Consider the following 18375-nt stretch of genomic DNA (forward strand, 5'->3'; position numbering starts at 1 on the left):
ATTAATCTATGGCTCTTTTTGTGATATCGCCAAAGGCATCAATTCTTCTGTCTCTGAAGAAAGGCCAGTTTTGACGTACATTTTCCTGTAACTCGAGGTCGACCTCTGCAATAAGAATCTCTTCCTGATCGTGGGAGGCCTGGGCAAGTATCTCTCCCTGCGGACCCGCAATGAATGATGAACCCCAGAATTGAATCCCTGCAGTATCGGGTAAATATTGTTCGAGGCCAATACGGTTTGCAGCAGCAACATATACCCCGTTTGCAACGGCATGTCCTTTCATGACATTCATCCAGGCCCCATGCTGTTTTTCTCCATATTGTTCCTTTTCGAGCGGATGCCAGCCAATGGCCGTAGGATAAAAAAGTACTTCAGCACCCTGCAAAGCCGTTAATCTGGCTGCTTCCGGATACCATTGATCCCAGCAGATCAGCGTACCTATCTTTCCTTTTTTTGTTGGAAAAGTTTTAAAACCGATATCTCCGGGAGTGAAATAGAATTTCTCATAAAAATGTGGATCGTCTGGAATATGCATCTTTCGGTACAATCCAGCCTCCGAACCATCAGTATCAATGATATAGGCACTGTTATGATAAATGCCGGCCATTCTTTTTTCAAAGAAAGGAACAATAATCACTACACCAAGTTCTTTTGCCAGTGCACTGAAAGCAATAAATGAGGTGCTGTAGAGTGGTTCTGCCAGAGCAAAATTTGCGGTGTCTTCAGACTGGCAGAAATAATGACTGCTGTAAAGTTCTGGCAGTGAGATTACTTCGGCTCCTTTTTTTGCAGCCTCACGAACCCAGCTCAGGCATTTATTTAAATTGTTTTCCGCAATATCATTGAGGTTAAGCTGAATCACAGCAATTTTATAGGTACTTTTTGACATATGGAATCTTATAGGAACCGTAAAGCTGCAAAATTAATGAATTTAATTTAATAAGGCTGGCAGGGTTAACGAGAAGGCTGACAGGGTTTTAAACCCTGTCAGCCTTTAGATTAGCTTTTTCGTAACTTAGTTGCACAAGTCCTGAAGCGAAGGTTTGGCTATTAACAAGCTTGATGTTTTGTTCAGGCAGGCCATCCCTGAATAACCTGATCCCGCTTTCCAGAAGGTGAGGGATGATTGAAATAATCATTTTGTCGATTAGTGAATACTTTAGCATTTCTTTGATAGTTTCGGAGTCACCATCACAATAGATATCCTTTCCCGGTTCTTTTCTTAAGTCTGCGATAAGAGCTTTTACATCGTTAAAGTATTGAATATGAAGCTCTGATCCTGTTTTGGACTTAGAGAATACATAGACTTTTTGTCTTTATAAGGAAATTCAATTCCAAATGTTTTAACCTTATCGTATGTTTTTCTGCCCCAGATTATTGTGTCGACCGTTTTTGTAAATTCAGCGTATCCGTAATCTTCACCTGGGCTCTCAACTTTCGATAGAAAATCTATGGTGTCATCCTCTTTGGCGATATAACCATCGGGGCTCATTGCTATAAAGAGAATAACGTTTCTCGTCATGAATAAGCTCTGATTATTTAAAACAAAAACTTATTTAAATGTTAAACCAAGTCCCAGGCGGATACTGCCAATATCAAAGTTCTCTGAAACCTGAAAATTGGTGGGGAAGTCGATCTTTTGATAATTATATCCTGTTTGAAGTCCAAGATTGAGCCCGGGATTTACAGGTATTGAATAGGAGATACCTGCTCCTGCTGTCAGACCTCTGTTCAGATTATTGAAAAGCTTTACTGCATAGCCGCCATAGGCATCTAATTTGAGTCCGTTAAGTTGAGGGTCGATATAATATGATGCATTAAGTGTGATAGGGAGGGTATTGTAATTTCCTCCACCCGATTTGCGATAGTTATCAGTCCCTAATGCAAATCCAATTCCAAAATTTTCATTCAGGAGTTTAGTAACCCCTGTACGTGTTCTGAATCCATTAAATGTTGGGTTGCCCGTCAATGAGGTGCTGCCATGGATCAGAGCACTTATTTCAGTATAATTTATCAAACGTCTTTGCTGAGCAATTGCACTGTTGCTATGCAATAGGAAGACAGCAAACAAAAACAGAATTCCGGGAGAAAATGATTTTATATTCATAAGTTTCAATAGCAGATTGATTTATTTCTCCGGCTAATATAAATACATAAGCTGATGTCTTTAATCCTTTTTCTGTAAATTTATGGCCAAACTAAATTCAAATTTTTTTTTAACACGAATGGCATTAAGTTTTGCATCTTTAAATTCAGGGAGTAACGGCAACTGTTATTATCTTGAAAATGAGCAAGATGCAATTTTTGTTGATGCAGGGATTTCCTGCCGTGAAACTGAAAAACGGATGGATCGGCTGGGGCTCGCAATGAATAAAATCAGGGCGATCTTTGTTTCGCATGAACATGCAGATCATATCCGGGGAATTACGGTAATTGCTAAAAAATACAGATTGCCGGTTTACATTACTGATCTGACACTTAACCGATCGCGGCTTATTTTGGATTCTGATCTGATCAGAACCTTTAGAGCACATCAAGCGGTGAATATAGGCGATCTTGTCATTACCCCATTCCCTAAATTTCATGACGCTACTGAGCCACATAGTTTTACGATAAAGAGCAAAGGTTTTACCGTTGGTGTCTTCACGGATATTGGTTTTCCTTGTGAACATGTTATCCGGTATTTTGGCGAATGCCATGCTGCATTTCTTGAAGCAAATTATGATGAATATCTATTGGATAATGGGAGATATCCTTATCATTTAAAAGCTCGTATCAAGGGAAGGGATGGCCATCTTTCAAATAAGCAGGCACTTGATCTTTTTTCAGCCAATGGAACACATATGAGTCATCTTTTGCTTTCGCACCTTTCCAGGGATAATAACGATCCCCGAACAGTGATGGAGTTGTTTAAACAGGTAAAATGCAGCACTATAATTACTGTGGCATCAAGAGACCGGGAATCCGAAATTTATCGTATCGCAGATTCTGATCTGCCTGCAAAAAGATCCAATTCTGAAGCAATTCAATTTTCCTTATTCTGACATCGTAAGGTTGGGAAAAAATCATTGATGCAATCAGTCTGAATGTTTATATTCGAATCAGCTTTATTAATCAATCATGGTCTTAATAATCCTGAATATTATTTTCTGTCTTTCTTTCCTTGTCTTTGCCTGGTTTAATGTGAATGACAATGATTCCTGGCTTTGGGTTCCAATTTACCTGGCGGCTTCTGTTTTTTGCGGACTTGCAGGTTTTGGATTGTTTTTCCCTCTGCTTTATTTATTGCTGATTGGATTTTACCTGATTTATGCTTTAATTTTATTCTTTAGGAAGGATGGGGTTAAAGACTGGATTTTCAAATATAATCAACCAAGCATTACTGAAAGTATGCAGGCAACAAAGCCTTATATTGAAATGACCAGGGAGTTTTTTGGTCTGCTGATTATTTCTGCCGCTCTTGCTTTGAATTATTTTTGGTCGGGCGGGATTTGAGATTGTTTTCAAATGCTTCTAAATTCAAGTTTTTAGTTCTTATTGTGGTTAATTTTTGATATTTTTCGCAATAATTATTCCTTCTGGCTAAATAAAATTCAATTTCTTTGGACATGTTCGATTACGATGCAGAAAGATTAAGGGCACTCATTACAGAAGTAAGCCGTGCAAACCTCAGTCCGGATACCTGGACCTGGTTAAGTGAAAATTTAAGATCGGATGATGCCAGGTTAATCAATACCGCATTTGCGCTAATGCCCAGGAAAACCGGGAAATCTACTATTCAAATCAGTTCAGATCTGATCAGTAAAATTGATCATGTGAAGCCTGGTTTTACCATAGAAAATTGGCCCATTGATAAGCTGGGAAGGTTATGCTTATTACTGTATCTTGATCCTTCAGATCAGGAAAAGTATATTAAAACGATAGAAAATTTGTTTATGGCTGCAGAGGTTTCCGAACTTGTTGCGCTTTATTCATCCCTCCCTGTACTGGCATGGCCTGACCGCTGGAAGCTGAGATGTGCTGAAGGGATTCGCAGCAATATCGGTCTTGTGCTTGAAGCGATCATGTACCATAATCCCTATCCTGAGAAGTATCTTGATGAAAAAGCCTGGAATCAATTGATACTGAAGGCTTTTTTTACGGATAAGGATATCATTCAGATTCCTGGCATTGATGAAAGAGCTAATGCCGAGCTTGCTCTTACCCTCACAGATTATGCCCACGAAAGGTGGGCAGCAAAAAGAAGGATTAATCCATTTTTGTGGAGGTTTACGAGTAAATTTTTAGATGAAAGCCTGCTTGATGATTTAAAAAAAGTTCTTTTTGAAGGAAGTTTGAGGGAGAAACAGGCTGCTGCATTAACCCTGATCCAATCGGGTTCTGAATCAGCTGCAGAACTCCTGAAAAGCTATCCTGAACTTTTGCAGGCAATTAAAAATAATGAACTAAACTGGGCTAGTCTGGCTCAGGAAGAAGAAAACAAAAATTTAATTTAATATTCAAAATATGTGTTGCAGCCATTCATTTGAAGACAGAAGTCCACAGGTGCCTTCTGAAGCCATGGATCTTGGGATCATAAAAGGCATGAAATTCTTCGACCCTCATGTTCACATGAGCTCGCGTACAACGGATGATTATCAGGCAATGGCTGATGCCGGAGTAGTAGCTTTAATCGAGCCGGCATTTTGGCTGGGGCAGCCCCGTACAGGTATTGATAGCTTCAGGGATTATTACAGCAGCCTTGTAGGCTGGGAAAGGTTCCGGTCATCTCAATTTGGGATTAAGCATTACTGTACAATCGGATTAAATTCAAGAGAAGCCAATAACGAGAAACTGGCTGCCGAAGTGATGGAGATTTTGCCCTTATTCATTTACAAGGAAGGGGTTGTGGGGATTGGAGAAATCGGGTTCGATGATCAGACGGCTGCAGAAGAAAAGTATTATCGTCTTCAGTTGGAACTAGCCAAAGAGGCCGGACTCCCGGTTCAGGTACATACACCTCACCGTGATAAAAAGAGAGGAACCCAGCGGAGCATGGACATTGCAATTGAGCATGGTATTGACCCTTACATGGTTATCATTGATCATAATAATGAGGAAACGGTTAAGGAAGTTCTGGACAGGGGTTTTTGGGCTGCTTTTACCATCTATCCTTTTACTAAGATGGGTAATGAACGTATGGTAGAAGTTGCAAAGCAATATGGCCCGGAGCGCATCATGATCAACTCTGCGGCCGATTGGGGTATCAGCGATCCTCTGGCTATCCCAAAAACAGCTGCTCTTATGAAATTAAGAGGAATTAGTGATGAGGATATCCGCCTGATCACCTATTCGAATGCAATCACAGCATTTGCACAGAGCGGACAGATCGATGAGAATGACTTTAGCAAACCCCAATCTATCGATCAGTCAGAAAAGTTTGAAGGGAATACTGTACTGCGTGGAGGGCAACAGCCAAGAACAGATAAATCTTCAATGATTATCAGTTAATGCCTTGAAAAAACTATTGGTTTTTCTGCGTCTGACCAGGCCGGCAAATATCGTAACCTCGGTTGCAGATGTTTTGGCAGGAATAGCCATTTCTGGTTATTTTTTAGGAGCGGGGCAGGAATTGTTGCCTGTTTTTCTGCTTTGTCTTTCAACCATCGGTTTATATGGTGGAGGAATCGTTTTCAATGATGTTTTCGATGCAGAACTTGATAAGATCGAACGGCCTGAAAGAGCCATACCCAGTGGAGCGGTGAGTATCCGGGAAGCTGTAATTCTTGGGAGTGTTCTTTTAGCAACAGGACTTTTAGCGGCCTTCGCGTTTTCAGTTTGGTCGGGGTTGATTGCCTTTCTGATTCTTGTTTTTGCTTTGATTTATGACAAATTCGGGAAACACCACCCTTTTTTGGGACCCTTAAATATGGGGCTTTGCCGTGGACTAAATCTCCTGCTTGGAATCAGTATTCTCTCACTCTCGCTTCACAACCAGTACTATATGGGTTTGATTCCATTGATCTATATTTTCTCAATTACAATGATAAGTCAGGGGGAAGTTCATGGGTCAAACAGAAATAAACTTTACACAGGAGCATTGTTATATCTGATCGTGATTGGATCTATTCTGTATTTTGCTTATCTGCAACAGCAGATGCTATACGCAGTCCTTTTCCTGATTGCTTTTGCCTGGATGATATTCAAGCCTTTAGTTGCGGCTATAAATGATCCGGTTGCTAAGAATATAGGAAAGGCAGTTAAAGCCGGTGTGATCTCTCTAATTTTGATGGATGCGGCCTGGGCTTCCGCGTATGGACAGGTCTATTTTGCATTGCTCATCGCCTCGCTATTACCCTTATCATTATGGCTGGCAAAACGTTTTGCAGTTACTTAATGGAAATTTATCTTTAACAAATATAATCAGCTCCTACAGTTTGTTTGGATTTAGCAGGGGCATCAATCTTTATGAATTACTTGCAGCAGTCATTTACCGTTAAGTTCGAGTACAAGGTCTTTTTTACATCCGGTCTTTTTAGTCAGGCCAATCCCCTTTTAAATGATTTTTTGAAAGATATTGCAGTGGGAAATACTCCCCGTAAAATATTATTTGTAATTGATCAGGGATTCATGGATGCCGGGAATGACGTACTTGCTGAAATAAGAGCCTATTTTGAGTTGTATCATGCCGTACAACTTGTATCCGAGATCATTGTGGTTCCCGGAGGGGAAATTGTAAAGAATGATATTGCCTATTTTGACCGGATACTTGAGGCGGTAAACACCTGCAAAATAGACCGGCATTCTTATATAGCCGCGATAGGAGGAGGGTCAGTTCTCGATATGGTTGGTTATGCAGCAGCTGTTTCACATCGTGGTATCCGGCATATCCGGATCCCTACAACAGTATTATCACAGAATGATTCTGGAATTGGTGTTAAGAATGGGATCAACTACTTTGCTAAGAAGAACTTTCTCGGAACTTTCGCACCTCCGGTAGCTGTTTTCAATGATGAGCAATATCTGAAAACCTTAAATGAAAGGCACTGGCGCTCAGGGATTTCTGAAGCAGTTAAGGTTGCCCTGATAAAGGATCCGGAATTTTTCCACTGGTTAGAAAACAATGCAGGTGCACTTGTGGATAGGGATTTGGAGACGATGAACTATCTGATCAAGAGATGTGCAGAACTTCATATGCAGCATATTGCAGGTAAAGATCCATTTGAAAGCGGTTCTTCACGCCCACTGGATTTCGGTCATTGGAGTGCGCATAAGCTTGAACAACTTTCAAATTTTGAAGTGCTTCATGGGGAAGCTGTTGCCATGGGGATGGCCCTTGACACGGTTTATTCCAATTTATCAGGTCATTTGTCGGATTCTGAAAGCCACAGAATTCTGGATTTATTACTTAAACTGGGATTTGCACTTTCACACCCTGTTATGCAGATATCAGAGGGTAATTCAGCAATCTTATCAGGGCTAGAAGAGTTCAGGGAGCATTTGGGAGGTGAACTTACAATTATGCTACTCGATGGTATCGGTAAAGGATTTGAAGTACATTGTATTGATAATGAAATACTTAAAAGGTCTTCCGAATATTTAATAGGACTCAGTCATACTAGCAGCAAAGCTTAACCTGATTCTCAGATTTAATTTATGAAACTCGCATCCGGACATTTAAGCTATTGTACCAATATCCATTCGGGTGAGAGCTGGAAGGATCATTTCGCTGCATTAAAGGAGAATTTTCCGGGTATCAGGGAGCAGGTTTGCGGGAATCAGGCTATGGGCATAGGTTTAAGGCTTTCCAATTCTGCAAGTATGGATATCCAGGCTGCTGAAGAACTCAAAGAGTTCAAAGAATGGTTGGCCGCCAATAATGCCTATGTATTTACAATGAATGGATTTCCTTATGGAAATTTCCATCATGCAGTGGTAAAGGATAAGGTTCATGCCCCCGACTGGACGAGCAAAGAAAGAGTAGATTATACCATCCGGCTTTTTAATACACTTGCAAAGCTTTTACCTGAAGGAATGGAAGGTGGTATTTCAACCTCACCACTTAGTTATCGCTTCTGGTTTCCGGATAAGGATGATTTTCAAAATGCAATATTAATCGCTACTAAGAATATTATAGGGATAGCAGAAGAGCTGATCAGAATCAGGAATAATACTGGTGTAAAAATGCATCTGGATATTGAACCTGAACCCGATGGCATACTGGAATCGGCTGCTGAATTTATTGATTGGTTTGAGAATGTGCTTATTCCCATTTCAAAGCAAATCTTGCCTGATCGATTGAATATCAGTCCTGAAGAAGCTGAACTTCTTATTAAAGAACATATCTGTCTCTGCTACGATGTATGTCATTTTGCCATTGGTTATGAGGCACATCGGGAAGTTATTGAACTCCTTGACAGCAAGGGAATTCGGGTCGGTAAAATTCAGATCAGCGCAGCATTAAAGGCAGATCTTCCGTTTAATCCGGAGCTCAGATCGGATATCGCGGAAGCATTTGAAAACTATAATGAACCGACCTATCTCCATCAGGTGGTGGCAAGAAAAGAAGATGGAGATTATTTACGATATCGTGATCTCCCCGAAGCCTTAAGTGATTATACCAATCCATTGGTCAGAGAGTGGCGCGCGCATTTTCATGTACCCGTTTTTATCAGAGATCTTGGATTGTTGAAGTCGTCACAAGAGGATATTATTGAAGTGTTGAAAATTCAAATGAACAAGCCCTTTACTGATCATATGGAAGTAGAAACCTATACCTGGGAAGTGTTGCCGGATGCATTGAAAGCACCAATCGGCGAGAGTATAGTCAGGGAACTCAATTGGGTGAGAGAATTATTGGATCAAGATAAAGGACATGAATAAAACAGTAGTAATTGATGTTGTCGGATTGTCGACCTCTGTAATGGGTGAACATATGCCCTTTTTAAGGGAATATACAGAACGCAAAAATCTCATACGCATTGAGCCTGTTTTGCCGGCGCTGACTACCTCTGCTCAATCTACTTATCTGACCGGAAAATGGCCATCTGAAACCGGAATTGTTGGGAACGGATGGTATGACCGGATTGATTCTGAGATCAAATTCTGGAAACAATCCAATAAACTGGTGAGTGGCGAGAAAATCTGGGAAAGAGCAAAAAAAGTTGACCCGGCATTTACCTGTTCAAAGATGTTTTGGTGGTACAATATGTATTCAACGGCTGATTATGCGGTGACGCCACGTCCTAATTATCTCGCAGATGGCCGAAAAATGCCGGATTGTTATTCACATCCTGCGGGTTTGCGAGACATTCTTCAGGAAAAACTCGGCACTTTCCCTTTGTTTCAGTTCTGGGGCCCGGGTGCCAATATTGAATCATCAAAGTGGATTGCTGAAGCATCCATGATCACAGATAAACTTTATGACCCCACACTGAGCCTGATTTATTTACCTCATCTGGATTATTGCCTGCAAAAGTTTGGGCCAGACTTTTCAAAGATTTCGAAAGAGCTAGGCGAAATTGATGATTTGCTCAGGAAGTTGGTTGCATTTTATGAACAACGCCAAGCGGAAATAATAATTCTTTCTGAATATGGGATAGCACCTGTTAAGCATCCTTTACATCTAAACCGAATGTTCCGTGAACATGGACTGCTCGCAATCCGAGAAGAAAGGGGGCTTGAATTGCTGGATCCGGGAGCTTCTAAAGCCTTTGTTGTTGCAGACCATCAGATGGCTCATGTTTATATTAACGATTCTTCGGTAAAGGATCAGGTTATTTCAATTTTGAAGCAGGTTAAGGGTGTAGAATTGATTCTGGATAAGGCTCAGCAGGCTCAATATCATATTGACCATGAACGTTCCGGTGATCTGGTGCTTGTGGCAGATGAAGACAGCTGGTTTACCTACTATTTCTGGCTTGATGATGAGAAGGCTCCTGATTACGCCCGTTGTGTTGATATTCATAAAAAGCCGGGTTATGATCCGGTAGAGATGTTTATGAGTTCAAAATTACGTGCAGGATATAAACTCTTAAAGAAGAAAGCGGGATTCAGGTATGTGATGGATGTAATACCTCTGGATGCAGGTTTGGTAAGAGGCTCACACGGCAGAACAGGAGTGACACCAGAATATCAACCGGTATTAATTTCGGATGAAAAAAATCCTGGAGATAAGTTCATCGCTACCCAAGTTTATGATCTGATTTGGGAAATATTGACCAAAATGAAAAATTAGATTTTTTTCCTTCTGTTTAATAATTAACCTGAGGCTATTAATAAAATCCAAATGGTTGATCAGGATCGATATTTTTGTATTTATTTAAATGATTAATGTCAGGACGTAAACAATTCTTACAGCAGCTTGGCTTAATGGCCGGAGCTTTCTCAGCAAACAGTTTGTATAATCAATTACACGCTGCAGAAATCTCATCAGCCAATTCAAGAGTGAATCATCTTTCACCAATTACTGTGGCTTCAGATGAAGATTATTGGAGTGTTATACAACAAGCTTATACCGTTAGTCCTCAAATAATTAATTTGAATAATGGGGGTGTTAGTCCTTCGCCAAGGGTAGTTCAGGAAGCAGTTGAAAGGTATAATAAAATGACCAATGAAGGCCCATCTTACTTTATGTGGGAAATTCTTGATCAGGGCAGAGAACCTTTACGTGAGAAATTAGCTGAGCTTGGCGGATGCAATAAGGAAGAAATTGTGATCAATCGCAACGCTACAGAGTCTTTGAATACTGTAATTCTGGGTCTTGATCTTAAGTCAGGAGATGAGGTAATTGGTTGTAAACTTGATTATCCAAACCACATGAATGCATGGAAACAAAGAGCTATGCGGGATGGCATTGTTTACAAACAACTAAGTTTTAATTTCCCAATTGAGAATGATGAAGAAATTGTAGCGGCTTTCGAAAATGCAATTACACCTAAAACTAAAATTATTCATGTTACCCATGTAATTAATTGGGTCGGACAGATTCTACCGGTTACAAAACTAAGCGATATGGCTCATCGCCATGGTTTAGAGGTAGTTTGCGACGGCGCACACTCTTTCGGATTGTTAGATTTTAAAATTCCTGATCTGGGTTGTGATTATTTTGCAACCTCCCTCCATAAATTCCTGAGTGCTCCGATAGGCAGTGGTATGATGTGGATCAAACAGGATAAAATTTCGAAAATCTGGCCATTACTGGCAAATACTGATCCCCGCGGGACCAATATCAGAAAATTTGAAACTCTGGGAACCCGGAGTTTCCCTATCGAACAGGGTATAGGCGAAGCAATAAATTTTCACATGGCTATTGGGAATAAGCGAAAAGAGGAACGCGTAAGATATCTTAAAAATTACTGGGCTGAACAAGTTCTAAAGGTTCCAAATGTTAAGATAAAAACATCCCTTAAATCGGCCTATTCATGTGCAATTTGTGGCCTGAGTATCGATGGAATTGCACCCAGGGAACTTGCAAGAATTTTGTTTAGCAGGTATAAAATTCATGCGGTACCAATTGAGTATGAGAATGTTAGCTGTGTGCGCATAACTCCACATGTTTATACCCGCTTGCCTGAGCTTGATAAATTTGTCAGGGCAATCAGGGAGATCGCATTAGCAGCTAAATAATAAGATTAATATTCATAGTTTTCTTAAATATTTATTATCCTCCCGTGTTTTCGGTGGATGTTAAATTATATTCATTATTATTATATCATAAATAAAATGAAAGGTATGTCTGTATCTGAAAACACAAATCGCAGGGATTTTATAAAATCTACCGGAACTGTACTGGTAGGTAGTACGATCGGCCTCAATCTGGCATTTCCATTACAAGGATTCCCGAAAAGTAATGACGTTTTAAAGGTTGGTTTGATTGGCTGTGGAGGAAGAGGAACAGGGGCTGCAAGTCAGGCATTAAAGGCAGATCCTAACGTAATTCTTACTGCTATGGCAGATGTGTTTCAGGATCGTTTGGATCAGTCCTATGACATTCTTCTAAAGGCAGTTCCGGATAAAGTTAAGGTTCCAAAAGAGAACAGGTTCGTAGGCTTTGATGCCTATCAGCGACTGATTGATTCAGGCGTTGATGTTGTACTATTAACGACTCCGCCAGCCTTCAGGCCTGAGCAATTAACTGCCGCAGTAAATGCCGGTAAACATATATTCTGCGAAAAACCGGTTGCCGTAGATGCTCCCGGAGTAAGAAAAGTACTTGCTGCAGCTAAGAGGGCTAAGGAAAAGGGCCTGTCGCTCGTTTCAGGATTTACTTTCCGCTATGATCTCCCAAAAAGGGAATTGTTTGGAAGGGTACAGAATGGAGCAATCGGTGAGGTGAAAATGGTCAATTCTACACGGAATGGGGGTGGGCTATGGAATTTTGAGCGTAAACCCGAATGGACTGATATGGAATATCAAATGCGTAACTGGTATTATTACGACTGGCTTTCGGGTGATTTTATAGTGGAAATGGTTGTGCATAATCTGGATATGATGACCTGGGCAATTGGTAGTCAAATGCCAATTAGAGCTTTTGGAACCGGAGGAAGACAATCCAGGGTTGAAGCTAAGTATGGTAATATCTATGACCATTTTGCAATAGAATTTGATTTTGCTAATGGAGTTAAAGGCTACAATTTCTGCCGTCAGCAGGATGGTTGTGCATCCAAAAATTCGGTTGAAATCATAGGTTCTGAAGGCACAGCTTTTTACCAGGGTAATGTCCACAAAATCAGCGGGAAAAATAACTGGGAGTATCAGGGCGAAAAGAATGATATGTATCAGACACAGCATAATGAGCTATTTGCATCCATCAGAGCCGGTAAGCCGATGAACGATGGGGAAATGATGGCTAATAGTACGATGCTGGGAATTTTGGGTAGAATGGTGGCATACAGTGGTCAGTCAATTACCTGGGAGCAGGCAATGAATTCTAATCAGGTTCTCGGACCGGATTTTCACAAATACGACTGGGATTTGAAATGGCCGGTTCCTCCGCCTGCAATACCTGGAGTGACGAAGGTGGTATAGGGTTTGTCTCGCAAAGACGCTAAGACGCAAAGCGAGATAACGATTGTATTTCCCTTTGGTCGGTGTTCTCACCGACCATGGGATGTGAGTGCTTATGGTACGGAGAACACCGACCAGAGGAGCAATAAGAATTATAAAATGATTTTAGAACTGAAAAAACAAATTATGAATAACTCAATAAAAAAAGGACTGATGCTCCTTAGTATCCTGCTAATTAGCAGCCACTTATCTTATTCTCAGGAAACCTTGTTTGAGTTTGGTACATCCACAAATATGGATGCTGTGCTTTCCAAATCAAAGGCAAAGGAGAATAAATTGAAATGGGTAAATGTCAACACAACAAAAGATACCTGGAAGGTGATGAAAGATGGAACACTTTCAAATACAGGCCTTCCAATCGGAGTTATTCGCTCAGAGAAACAATATGAAAATTTTATTTTGCATGTGGAATGGAAGCATATGGAGGCTGGAGGAAATTCAGGAATATTTGCCTGGAGCGGTGCCAGGCCTGTTGGTACAAATCCGCTTCCAGATGGTGTAGAAATTCAGATGCTGGATCTGGAATGGGTTGATCTGAACATAAGAAATGGGGTAAAACCTCCAATTGCCTATGTTCATGGTGAACTTTTTGGTGTCCAGGGCGTAACAACAGTTCCGGATAATCCCAGAGGCGACAGAAGCAAGTCGATCGAAAATCGTGTGAAGGGCAAGGGTGAATGGAATACTTATGATGTTGTTTGTGTTGACGGAGTGATTAAACTCGCTGTAAACGGAAAGTTTGTGAATGGTATAAGCAAATCCACTCAAAAGAAGGGATATCTATGTCTGGAAGCTGAAGGTGCTCAGATTTTCTACCGTAATCTTAAAGTTATTGAACTAGCACCCGGTGTTACATCTGCTGAGCAAACTGCAGCTTTGCTTCCTTAATTTGGCAGTTTGAATAATTTCCTTTGTTAAAAAAAGCAATTATCTTTTAGACGCTTTTTAATTTTTCTATGGAATTGAATTTCTGATTATAATTTTGCGTATTACTTTCTGCTGCCATTGATTTATTCAAATGAAAAAATACACCCTGCTGTTTATAACTCTCCTTACCCTGATGTCATTTGTCATGGGCATGAGGTCAGGAGAATTTCTCTATTTTCCAGGTAATAATGGAGGTTTGACTGTTGAAAATACTGTGCTTTCATTCTCAAGGAATAAACCGGCTGACACTAATTGTAAAGAGGCTTTTGATGTTCCTGATAGCAGCCGCTTTACCCGAATTGTTCTTGCGCAGGGTTTCGATGAACCTCTTGGAATGGCAATTCTTCCCAATAATGATGTTTTGCTTGCTGAGCGTAAGGGAAGTGTGAAAATCTATAATAGAAAAACAAAGCAAGTCAAAACAATAAGGAACTTTAATGTATTCAGTGGCATTGAGGATGGTCTTTTGGGTATAGCCACCGATCCTGATTTTAGTAAGAACCATTGGGTCTACTTTTATTATTCGGTCGCAGGCGATCATGCCGTAAATCGATTATCGAGATTTGTATTGCTTGGCGATGTGCTGGTTCAGAATTCAGAAAAGGTTCTATTGGAAATCCCAACTCAGCGAAAATATTGCTGCCACTCAGCAGGATATATTTCATTTGATTCAAATGGATTACTTTATTTATCGACCGGTGATAATACCAATGCCGAGGAAACAGAGGGTTATACCCCGGTTGATGAGCGACCGGGACGAGCCCTGGCAGACGATCAGGCTACAGCAGCAAATACCAATGATCTGAGAGGAAAAATACTGCGTATTAAGCCTTTGGAAAATGGAACCTATGCTATTCCTGAAGGTAATTTATTTCCACCGGGAAATCCGAAAGGGCGTCCCGAAATTTATATAATGGGATTACGAAACCCTTATCGCTTTAGTGTCGACAGAAAAAATAATTATCTCTATTGGGGAGATGTTGGTCCTGATACCAAAGTAATGGGGGATGAAGGGGAACTGATGAGTTACGATGAAATAAACCAGGCAAGAAGGCCCGGCTTTTATGGCTGGCCCTATTTTCTTGGAAACAATCAGGCCTTCCCAAAATATGATTTTGAAACAAAGACATTAGGTGCTAAAAACGATCCTGTCAACCCGATTAATGATTCTCCGAATAATACGGGTGAACGGGATTTGCCGCCTGCACAAGCAGCGATGATCTGGTATGGAAAGAAGAACTCTAAAACATTTCCATTACTGGGAAATGGTGGAGCCTCTGCCATGGCAGGACCAGTATATTATGCAGATCTTTTTCCGGATGCACCTTATAAATTACCCAACTATTATAACGGTAAATTGTTTATTTATGAATGGATCCGTGGTTGGATAATGGCTGTCAGCTTTGATAAAAACGGAAATTATCTCAGCATGGAGCCGTTTTTGAAGCACCTTAATTTTAAGGCTCCTGTAGATATGCAGTTTGGTAATGATGGTGCTTTGTATGTATTGGAGTACGGCACAAACTGGTTCTCCAAAAATATGGATGCAAAATTGGTTCGTATTGAATATCAGGAAGGTAACCGAAATCCGGTAGCAGAAATACAGACTGATAAACAATATGGAGCAAGTCCATTTTCTGTACAGTTTTCGGGTAAAAAATCAATTGATCATGATCAGGATGATAAATTATTTTATACATGGAATATAGACAATAAGGAATTTAATGGCCCAATTGTTAATTATACATATACCAAAGTTGGAGCCCATACTGTAAGCTTAACTGTTACTGATGATAAAGGTGGCCGCGGGATTGCCAGTATTCAAATCTTTGCAGGAAATACACCCCCGGAGGTTCGGATTGAAACGATCTCTAACCGTAGCTTCTACTGGGATAATTCCTTGTTTGATTATAGCGTCGTTGTGAAGGATCAGGAAGAGACAACGATTAATCCGGAAAGGATCAAAGTTAGTTTTGGCTATCTGCCCCGTGGAAAAGATGTTGCTGTTATTTTAACCCAAAATCAGGATGCCGGGAATTTCAACTATTTAAAGGGGCAGCAACTGACTGCTACACTGGATTGCAAATCCTGTCATTCTGTCGATAAAGCCTCCGTTGGCCCAACATATCTCGCTATCTCGGAGCGGTATTCCGGTAAGCAAGGTGCCGCTAATTATCTTTCTGATAAAATCATTCAGGGAGGAAGCGGGGTATGGGGCGAACGTGCGATGATCCCTCATCCCGAGCTTTCTAAAATTGATGCAGAGGAGATCGTTAATTATATTTTTTCCTTAATCGATAAGTCTGAAGGAAATCGTCCGTTAAAAGATGGGATTGTATTAAAGGAACATATCGGGAAGGGCATAGATGGCCTATACCTTTTGAATGCAACGTATACCGATCAGGGTGCGAATGGAATTGAACCCTTGCAGAGCCGTGACTATATTACTTTAAGGAATCCATTTGTTCAGGCCGAAGATTTTGATGAAGGTAACGTCCGTCTGGGCACTATCACTACAGAATTCCTAAGCTATGCAACAAGCATCAATCATAACAGTTTTATACGTTTCAACTCAATTGATCTCCTGAATGTTAAGCAATTGAAATACAGGGTTCGCGCTCAGTCGGGTGGTTCAATTGAAGTCCGTCTTGGAAATAAAAATGGCCCGCTGATAAGTTCGATAACAATTCCAGCCAGAATCGCGGGAGCTCAGGCACAATGGATGGAAATGCTAACAGAGCTGAAGGAAACCAAGGCTGTAGGGGCTTTGTATTTTGTATTTACTGATGAAACAGATAAGAAGAATTTATTCGATATAGACTGGATCTATTTTTCAAACAAAAATTATAGATAAAAACTATACAATAGATTCTAACAATATCAATTGGCTTCAGCCATTGTTTAGAATGAAATAGGAACAGGTTTTAAGCGAAATCCGGCCAACGTTTCATCTCTTGCATCTGATTAAAAACAGGAAAATATTTGTGGGGATATACCAGCCAATGTACCCGGAATATATAATCGCCATTGAAAAATTACATTAGCAGCCACAAAATTTGACTATTTTTCATAATATTTACCTTTTTGTTCAGGGAAGACCAAATAATTAACATTAAGACAATTATAATGCAAAAACTATTTTTAATTTTTTTTTCAATTTTAAGTATCCAGGTTATGGCTCAAAAGGCAGATCCGATGTATGCCATAATTATTAAGGGCGGACATGTTATCGATCCAAAGAACAACATAAATGAGGTGATGGATGTGGCAATTGATAAGGCGGGTAAGATTGCAGCTGTGTCAAAAAATATGGATCTAAAATCTGCTGCCAGAGTCGTGAATGCAAAGGGTTTATATGTTACTCCGGGCATTATTGATATGCATACACATAATTTTGCAGGTACTGAGCCTGATAAATATTTAAGGAACAGTTATTATGCTAATCAGCCCGATGGATTCACTTTTCGTGTGGGTGTAACCACTGTTGTGGATGCAGGAAGCGCGGGCTGGCGCAATTTTGAGAAGTTTAAAGATCAAACGATTGACAGGTCAAGAACCCGTGTTCTTGCATTCCTTAATATCGTGGGCGAAGGCATGGCCGGGGGTGCAATAGAACAAGATAATAATGATATGGATGCGCGTCAAGCCGCCGATATGGCTTTGAAATACAAAGATCTAATCGTTGGATTTAAGGTTGCACATTATAATAAACCGGATTGGGTTCCTATTGACCGTGCGATTGAAGCTGGGAAAATTGCAGGCAATATCCCGGTGATCGTTGATTTTGGCGGCGGCGGATTGTCGTTGGAAGAACTGACCATGAAGAAATTCCGTCCGGGAGATATTTATACCCATACATATGGTGGCGGTGGTAAAGATCGGGAAGCTATCACCGACCCTGTAACAGGAAATCTTCGTCCTTTTGTTTTTGAGGCAAGAAACAGAGGGGTTATTTGGGATGTAGGTCATGGGGCTGCGAGTTTTTCATTTAAACATGCTATCCCGGCTACTAAAGCAGGTTTCTATCCGGATGTGATCAGCACTGATCATCATGGCGGAAGTATGAATTCGGCAATGAAGGATATTCTGAATGTGATGAACAAGTTTCTTACCCTTGGAATGGATGTTCCTGCAATTATAAATTCAGTGACCTGGAAGCCTGCTCAGGTTATTCATAGGGAAGATATTGGGAATCTTTCAGTAGGTTCGGAGGGTGATGTGACTGTTCTGCGAATCCGCAAAGGAAAGTTCGGTGTTTTTGATCAGATGGGTGAAAGGTTAGAGGGGAAGAAACGTTTTGAATGTGAAGTTACTGTAAAGGGGGGGCGTGTATTTTATGACCTGAATGGTTTAACAAATCCGCTGCCAAGAGTAGCTGGCGGACTTCCTGCCCTTTAATTT

17 protein-coding genes are annotated in these 18375 nt (G+C 40.6%); 13 read left to right on the top strand and 4 right to left on the bottom strand.

Annotated elements, in window-relative coordinates:
• Window position 1: 1 nt before the first annotated feature.
• The 4 genes from Q8S11_RS15120 to Q8S11_RS15135 form a co-directional block, all read right to left on the bottom strand.
• Window positions 2–889 carry a carbon-nitrogen hydrolase gene (locus Q8S11_RS15120; RefSeq protein WP_305662961.1) on the bottom strand — a complete coding sequence of 296 codons (888 nt, stop codon included), beginning with the start codon at window positions 887–889 and terminating at the stop codon, window positions 2–4.
• An 88-nt stretch (window positions 890–977) separates the two neighbouring features.
• A complete protein-coding gene (locus Q8S11_RS15125) occupies window positions 978–1265 on the bottom strand; it encodes a dihydrofolate reductase family protein (protein WP_371135185.1) in 288 nt (95 codons plus the stop codon).
• Window positions 1244–1522 carry a dihydrofolate reductase family protein gene (locus Q8S11_RS15130; protein WP_305662962.1) on the bottom strand — a complete coding sequence of 93 codons (279 nt, stop codon included), beginning with the start codon at window positions 1520–1522 and terminating at the stop codon, window positions 1244–1246. The genes Q8S11_RS15125 and Q8S11_RS15130 overlap by 22 nt, the downstream gene beginning before the upstream one ends.
• A 30-nt stretch (window positions 1523–1552) precedes the next feature.
• On the bottom strand, window positions 1553–2107 hold the full coding sequence (locus Q8S11_RS15135) for a hypothetical protein (RefSeq protein ID WP_305662963.1): 555 nt from the start codon (window positions 2105–2107) through the stop codon (window positions 1553–1555).
• Window positions 2108–2225: 118 nt separating this feature from the next.
• Here Q8S11_RS15135 and Q8S11_RS15140 point away from each other — a divergent pair, with 118 nt between their 5' ends.
• The 13 genes from Q8S11_RS15140 to Q8S11_RS15200 all read left to right on the top strand — a co-directional run bounded on the left by Q8S11_RS15140 (window position 2226) and on the right by Q8S11_RS15200 (window position 18372).
• On the top strand, window positions 2226–3044 hold the full coding sequence (locus Q8S11_RS15140; protein ID WP_305662964.1) for an MBL fold metallo-hydrolase: 819 nt from the start codon (window positions 2226–2228) through the stop codon (window positions 3042–3044).
• A 76-nt stretch (window positions 3045–3120) separates the two neighbouring features.
• Window positions 3121–3495 carry a transmembrane 220 family protein gene (locus Q8S11_RS15145; protein WP_305662965.1) on the top strand — a complete coding sequence of 125 codons (375 nt, stop codon included), beginning with the start codon at window positions 3121–3123 and terminating at the stop codon, window positions 3493–3495.
• 113 nt (window positions 3496–3608) lie between these two features.
• Window positions 3609–4496 carry an EboA domain-containing protein gene (locus tag Q8S11_RS15150; RefSeq protein WP_305662966.1) on the top strand — a complete coding sequence of 296 codons (888 nt, stop codon included), beginning with the start codon at window positions 3609–3611 and terminating at the stop codon, window positions 4494–4496.
• Between the two features lie 10 nt (window positions 4497–4506).
• Entirely contained in the window at window positions 4507–5490 is a 984-nt protein-coding gene (locus tag Q8S11_RS15155; RefSeq protein WP_305662967.1) for a TatD family hydrolase, read from the top strand.
• A gap of 4 nt (window positions 5491–5494) precedes the next feature.
• Window positions 5495–6376: a UbiA-like protein EboC gene (eboC, locus tag Q8S11_RS15160; protein WP_305662968.1), complete on the top strand. Its 882-nt coding sequence runs from the start codon at window positions 5495–5497 to the stop codon at window positions 6374–6376.
• 71 nt (window positions 6377–6447) lie between these two features.
• The gene (locus Q8S11_RS15165) at window positions 6448–7614 is read left to right on the top strand and encodes a 3-dehydroquinate synthase (RefSeq protein ID WP_305662969.1); all 1167 of its coding nucleotides are present in this window, start codon (window positions 6448–6450) and stop codon (window positions 7612–7614) included.
• Between the two features lie 21 nt (window positions 7615–7635).
• Window positions 7636–8862 carry a metabolite traffic protein EboE gene (gene eboE / locus Q8S11_RS15170; protein ID WP_305662970.1) on the top strand — a complete coding sequence of 409 codons (1227 nt, stop codon included), beginning with the start codon at window positions 7636–7638 and terminating at the stop codon, window positions 8860–8862.
• On the top strand, window positions 8855–10216 hold the full coding sequence (locus tag Q8S11_RS15175; protein ID WP_305662971.1) for an alkaline phosphatase family protein: 1362 nt from the start codon (window positions 8855–8857) through the stop codon (window positions 10214–10216). The genes eboE and Q8S11_RS15175 overlap by 8 nt, the downstream gene beginning before the upstream one ends.
• 95 nt (window positions 10217–10311) lie before the next feature.
• Entirely contained in the window at window positions 10312–11607 is a 1296-nt protein-coding gene (locus Q8S11_RS15180) for an aminotransferase class V-fold PLP-dependent enzyme (RefSeq protein ID WP_305662972.1), read from the top strand.
• 105 nt (window positions 11608–11712) lie between these two features.
• The gene (locus Q8S11_RS15185; RefSeq protein ID WP_305662973.1) at window positions 11713–13008 is read left to right on the top strand and encodes a Gfo/Idh/MocA family protein; all 1296 of its coding nucleotides are present in this window, start codon (window positions 11713–11715) and stop codon (window positions 13006–13008) included.
• 165 nt (window positions 13009–13173) lie between these two features.
• Window positions 13174–13935, top strand: a complete 762-nt coding sequence (locus tag Q8S11_RS15190; protein WP_305662974.1) for a DUF1080 domain-containing protein — start codon at window positions 13174–13176, stop codon at window positions 13933–13935.
• A 130-nt stretch (window positions 13936–14065) separates the two neighbouring features.
• Complete coding sequence (locus Q8S11_RS15195; RefSeq protein ID WP_305662975.1) at window positions 14066–16828, top strand: PQQ-dependent sugar dehydrogenase; 2763 nt, start codon at window positions 14066–14068, stop codon at window positions 16826–16828.
• Window positions 16829–17100: 272 nt separating this feature from the next.
• Complete coding sequence (locus Q8S11_RS15200) at window positions 17101–18372, top strand: amidohydrolase/deacetylase family metallohydrolase (RefSeq protein WP_305662976.1); 1272 nt, start codon at window positions 17101–17103, stop codon at window positions 18370–18372.
• The last annotated feature ends 3 nt before the right edge of the window (window positions 18373–18375 follow it).

This window comes from Daejeonella sp., assembly GCF_030695525.1.
Classification (GTDB): domain Bacteria; phylum Bacteroidota; class Bacteroidia; order Sphingobacteriales; family Sphingobacteriaceae; genus Daejeonella.

Bases quoted from the DNA above. Each gene is read 5' to 3' on its own strand.
- Q8S11_RS15130 (WP_305662962.1), bottom strand. From the start codon at position 1,522: ATGACGAGAAACGTTATTCTCTTTATAGCAATGAGCCCCGATGGTTAT.
- Q8S11_RS15190 (WP_305662974.1), top strand. From the start codon at position 13,174: ATGAATAACTCAATAAAAAAAGGACTGATGCTCCTTAGTATCCTGCTA.
- Q8S11_RS15150 (WP_305662966.1), top strand. From the start codon at position 3,609: ATGTTCGATTACGATGCAGAAAGATTAAGGGCACTCATTACAGAAGTA.
- Q8S11_RS15195 (WP_305662975.1), top strand. From the start codon at position 14,066: ATGAAAAAATACACCCTGCTGTTTATAACTCTCCTTACCCTGATGTCA.
- Q8S11_RS15140 (WP_305662964.1), top strand. From the start codon at position 2,226: ATGGCATTAAGTTTTGCATCTTTAAATTCAGGGAGTAACGGCAACTGT.
- Q8S11_RS15145 (WP_305662965.1), top strand. From the start codon at position 3,121: ATGGTCTTAATAATCCTGAATATTATTTTCTGTCTTTCTTTCCTTGTC.
- Q8S11_RS15175 (WP_305662971.1), top strand. From the start codon at position 8,855: ATGAATAAAACAGTAGTAATTGATGTTGTCGGATTGTCGACCTCTGTA.
- Q8S11_RS15200 (WP_305662976.1), top strand. From the start codon at position 17,101: ATGCAAAAACTATTTTTAATTTTTTTTTCAATTTTAAGTATCCAGGTT.
- Q8S11_RS15120 (WP_305662961.1), bottom strand. From the start codon at position 889: ATGTCAAAAAGTACCTATAAAATTGCTGTGATTCAGCTTAACCTCAAT.
- Q8S11_RS15135 (WP_305662963.1), bottom strand. From the start codon at position 2,107: ATGAATATAAAATCATTTTCTCCCGGAATTCTGTTTTTGTTTGCTGTC.
- eboE (WP_305662970.1), top strand. From the start codon at position 7,636: ATGAAACTCGCATCCGGACATTTAAGCTATTGTACCAATATCCATTCG.
- Q8S11_RS15155 (WP_305662967.1), top strand. From the start codon at position 4,507: ATGTGTTGCAGCCATTCATTTGAAGACAGAAGTCCACAGGTGCCTTCT.
- Q8S11_RS15185 (WP_305662973.1), top strand. From the start codon at position 11,713: ATGTCTGTATCTGAAAACACAAATCGCAGGGATTTTATAAAATCTACC.
- Q8S11_RS15180 (WP_305662972.1), top strand. From the start codon at position 10,312: ATGTCAGGACGTAAACAATTCTTACAGCAGCTTGGCTTAATGGCCGGA.
- Q8S11_RS15165 (WP_305662969.1), top strand. From the start codon at position 6,448: ATGAATTACTTGCAGCAGTCATTTACCGTTAAGTTCGAGTACAAGGTC.